This is a genomic window from Geminicoccus flavidas, from assembly GCF_009806515.1.
Classification (GTDB): domain Bacteria; phylum Pseudomonadota; class Alphaproteobacteria; order Geminicoccales; family Geminicoccaceae; genus Geminicoccus; species Geminicoccus flavidus.
Genome location: NZ_WUJP01000662.1, coordinates 1 through 3457 on the forward strand (window position 1 = coordinate 1; position 3457 = coordinate 3457).

At 66.5% G+C, this 3457-nt stretch carries 4 protein-coding genes; 3 read left to right on the forward strand and 1 reads right to left on the reverse strand.

The genetic code is table 11. The annotated features are described in order from the left end of the window. Positions 1 to 321, forward strand: a 321-nt coding sequence (locus tag EQG76_RS18780) for a CoA-binding protein (RefSeq protein WP_200840928.1), incomplete at its 5' end; no start/stop codon positions are given. Between the two features lie 179 nt (positions 322 to 500). On the opposite strand, the gene EQG76_RS18785 is transcribed toward EQG76_RS18780, so the two are convergent. Further along, positions 501 to 1019, reverse strand: coding sequence for a phenolic acid decarboxylase (locus EQG76_RS18785; protein WP_159715901.1), 519 nt, complete (start codon positions 1017 to 1019; stop codon positions 501 to 503). A gap of 323 nt (positions 1020 to 1342) precedes the next feature. Here EQG76_RS18785 and EQG76_RS18790 point away from each other — a divergent pair, with 323 nt between their 5' ends. Both EQG76_RS18790 and EQG76_RS33545 read left to right on the forward strand, forming a co-directional pair. Next, positions 1343 to 2446: an NADH:flavin oxidoreductase/NADH oxidase gene (locus EQG76_RS18790; RefSeq protein WP_159715902.1), complete on the forward strand. Its 1104-nt coding sequence runs from the start codon at positions 1343 to 1345 to the stop codon at positions 2444 to 2446. Between the two features lie 331 nt (positions 2447 to 2777). Then, a partial coding sequence (locus EQG76_RS33545) for a calcium-binding protein (protein ID WP_200840929.1) occupies positions 2778 to 3457 on the forward strand: 680 nt, incomplete at its 3' end.

The following is a 3457-nucleotide window of genomic DNA, read 5'->3' on the forward strand; positions in this document are numbered from 1 at the left end:
ACGGTCTATCCGGACCTCCAGTCCCTGCCGGTCGTGCCGGACATGGTCGACATCTTCCGCCGCTCCGAGGACGCGCCGCCGATCGTGGACGAGGCGATCCGGATCGGCGCCAAGGTGGTGTGGATGCAGCTGGGCGTGCGCCACGAGGAGGCGGCGGCCAAGGCGGAGGCGGCCGGTCTCACCGTGGTGATGGATCGCTGCCCCAAGATCGAGTACGGCCGGCTGTTCGGCGAGATCGGCTGGATGGGGGTCAACCGCGGCATGATCTCGTCCAAGAAGGGCCAGGCCATGCAGCTCTCGAAGTTCCGGGCCAAGCCCTGAGCCAACTGGCTTCCGGGCTGTCGAAGCTATTCAAGCCGTTGAAATGGGACGGGTCCTCGGGTCCGTTTCGCAGAAATCAGCTTCGCGCACGCTGCCGGCCGCTTCATCCGGAACAGCCTACCATCATCGCATCGGACGACCTGTCATGAAAGGTCGTCCTTCCCGCAGCCGAAGCCTGCTCAGTTGCGGCGCGCCGCATAGCCGGGCGGCAGTTCCTCGGGTCCGCACGCGATCACCGTCTCGTCGTCTCGCGCGCATTGCTCGACGAAGGTGATCGTGGCGAAGGAATCGACCAGCTCGATCGGATAGGTCGGCCCGACATCACGATAGGCGAGCATCCGGTCGATCTGCGGGTTCTGGAAGCCCACGATCTTGTGCGGCGCGTCCGCCACCCAGCGCGGGAAGAAGATGGCGCCGTGCAGGCGGCGCTCGACCAGGTTGACGGCAAGGCTGACGCCGGTCCCGGTCGGCTCGACCCAGGACATTCGGAACACCCCATCGGCCAGCCGGACGATATGCGCTTCCTGGCTCTTCACCCAGCGGCCGGCCACGATACCGCTGTGCACCCGGTAGTCCAGGTGGCGCTCGTTCTTGATGTAGGTCTCGTACTGCCAGCCATTGTCGTAGGTGTAGATGTAATGCTTGCCGACAAAGCCGGCGATCTCGGCGGGCCGGGTCGACGCGAAGAGTTCGGGCATGGGGTCTCCCTGACCATGGACGGTGACGTACGGAGCAATGCCGTAGCATCCCCGATGCATGGTTGTATTCCCCGCCGATCCTGTCCCTGAGGCAGAAGGTGCCGGCGTGGCCCAGTCGGGCACTCCGCGGCTGGGCATGCAGGCCGGTCATGGCCTTGCGCATGACCGTGCCGGAACTGCTGCCGCAGGCATGCGTTGCTCTGGTCTGAACGGGGCAGCCCGCCTTCGTCCTGGGTCCTCGTCGGAACGAATTCCAACGCCCGTCAGGCCGGAGCGGCCGGACCGCCGGCTCGCCCCTGACGGCCATGGCAGGAGCACCCGGCATGAGCACGCTGTTCACGCCGATCCGGGTCGGCAATCTCGAGCTGGCCAACCGGATCGTCATCGCGCCGATGTGCCAGTACTCGGCCGTCGATGGCTGCATGACCGACTGGCACCTCATCCATCTGGGCCATCTGGCCCTTTCCAGCGCTGCGCTCCTGACCATCGAGGCGACCGCCGTCCTGCCCGAAGGGCGGATCACCTATGCCGATGTCGGGCTCTGGGACGACCAGACCGAGGCGGCGATCGCGCGCACGCTGGAGAGCGTGCGGCGCTGGTCGGAGATGCCCATCGCCATCCAGCTGGCCCATGCCGGCCGCAAGGCATCGACCGAGGTCCCATGGCAGGGTGGTGCTCAGATCCCGCCCGGCCAGGCGAATGGCTGGCAGACGGTGGCACCGTCCGCGGTCCCCTATGAGGCGGACGAGCACCCGCCGGCAGCACTCGACCGGGACGGCATGGCGCGGGTGCGGGATGCGTTCGTGGAGGCGGCGCGACGGGCCGCGCGGCTGGGGATCGAGGCCATCCAGATTCACGGCGCGCACGGCTATCTGCTGCACCAATTCCTCTCGCCGCTCTCCAACCGCCGCGACGATGCGTATGGCGGCAGCCTGGAGAACCGCATGCGCTTCCCGCTCGAAGTCTTCGACGCGGTGCGTGCCGCGTTCCCGGCCGATCGCGGCGTGTCCATGCGGGTGTCCGGCAGCGACTGGGTGGAAGGCGGCTGGGACATCGACCAGACCATCGCCTTCACCCAGGCCCTCGAAGCGCGCGGCTGCGCTGCCTTCCATGTCTCGAGCGGCGGGCTCGATCCGGCCCAGCGGATCCCCGTGGGGCCGAGCTATCAGGTACCGCTGGCACGGGCCGTGAAGGCGGCAACAAGGATGCCGGTGATCGCGGTCGGGCTGATCACCGAGTTCGAGCAGGCCGAGGCCATCGTCGCCACCGGTGATGCCGACCTGATCGCGCTCGCGCGGACGATTCTCTACGACCCGCGCTGGCCCTGGCATGCGGCGGCCCATCTCGGCGGACATGTCACGGCACCTGCCCAGTACCTAGCATCACGGCCGCGACAGCATCGCGACCTGTTCGACATCGGGCACTGAGCGGTCATCCCATCGTCAGCGCCACGCCAGCGGATCCGGCTACGCGACGACGAACATGTTCCTGCCCCTGCAGGACAGGGCGATCCGAGTGGGAGGCGTTTCCCGGCAAGCAGGAGCGGGCCAGGGCTTGCGGTCACCCGTCGGCGTCCGGTGCCTGCAGCGCGACGTGGCGCAGATCGCACCGGCGCCTCCCCGCTTCCCGGCTCGCTGAAGCGAGGCGTGCCACTGAATACTGATCGCAGGTCGAGCTAACAGAGCGGAAATCACGATCTATTTGACACGCTCCTCTCAGGCAACTACAAAATGAATATATAATTCAGGGATGGATAATATGGTAACCCAAACTGGGACGATCGGAAACGATATTCTACATGGCAGCAGCGGCGGGGATCGGATTTCGAGCCTAGCCGGTCATGACATTGTTCACGCCTTTGGGGGCGACGACCAGATCGACCTCGGCCCCGGCCACGACCTCGCCTTTGGCGGGCGCGGCCTCGACCTCATCGAGGGCGGGGCCGGCAACGACATCATCCACGGCAACGAGGATGCCGACCACCTGAGCGGCGGTGACGGTGATGACCGGCTCTATGGCGGAGCCGACGTAGATCAGCTTTTCGGGGGGATGGGCGACGACTTCATTTCGGGTGGAAGCGGCGATGACAATGTCGTCGCCGGTGTGGGCAACGACATCGTCTATGCGGGCAGCGGTGACGACCATATCGACGATGCCGGCGGCGTGAACTTCATCGACTGCGGTGACGGTGACGACCATTTCCGCGGCATGTCTGCCTCCTGGGCCGGGCAGCCGGTGCAGGGTAGCCACAATGTGGTCCATGGCGGCAACGGGCAAGACGTCATCGTCGGCGGCGGCGGGCACAACTCCTATTACGGCCAGGCCGGCGACGATTTCCTCCAGGGCGGCGAAGGCGACGATCGCCTGGACGGCGGGGCCGGCAACGACCAACTCTATGGCCAGGCCGGCAACAACGTCATGATCGGTGGAGCCGGCGA

Coding starts and splice junctions, on each gene's coding strand:
- EQG76_RS18785 (WP_159715901.1), bottom strand. CDS start 1,019: ATGCCCGAACTCTTCGCGTCGACCCGGCCCGCCGAGATCGCCGGCTTT.
- EQG76_RS18790 (WP_159715902.1), top strand. CDS start 1,343: ATGAGCACGCTGTTCACGCCGATCCGGGTCGGCAATCTCGAGCTGGCC.